Genomic DNA, 271 nt, shown 5'->3' with positions numbered 1-271 from the left:
ACCACTGATGGCCAAGCTCGACGTCGAAACCTCCTTCATCGAGAAGCTGGCGGAACTCCTCCAGCGCACCGGCCTCACCGAGATCGAGATCAACCAGGGCACCACCCGCGTCCGGGTCGCGCGCCAGGTACAGATGGCGCCGATGGACGTGACCGCCCCGGTCTACATGCAGGCGCCGCCCCAGCACGCGGCGGCACCGGCCGCGCCCCCGGCCGAGCCGGCCCCGGCCGGGCCGGACACTTCCCACCCAGGCGTGGTGAAGTCGCCCATG

At 71.6% G+C, this 271-nt stretch carries 1 pseudogene; it reads left to right on the top strand.

Annotation, left to right across the window (positions count from 1 at the left end):
• A pseudogene (locus EQG76_RS17490) lies at window positions 1-271 on the top strand (acetyl-CoA carboxylase biotin carboxyl carrier protein); the annotation flags it as partial.

This window comes from Geminicoccus flavidas (assembly GCF_009806515.1).
Classification (GTDB): Bacteria; Pseudomonadota; Alphaproteobacteria; order Geminicoccales; family Geminicoccaceae; genus Geminicoccus; species Geminicoccus flavidus.
Note: the sequence above shows the minus strand (reverse complement) of the source record. Positions and strands in the feature narration are given on the sequence as shown.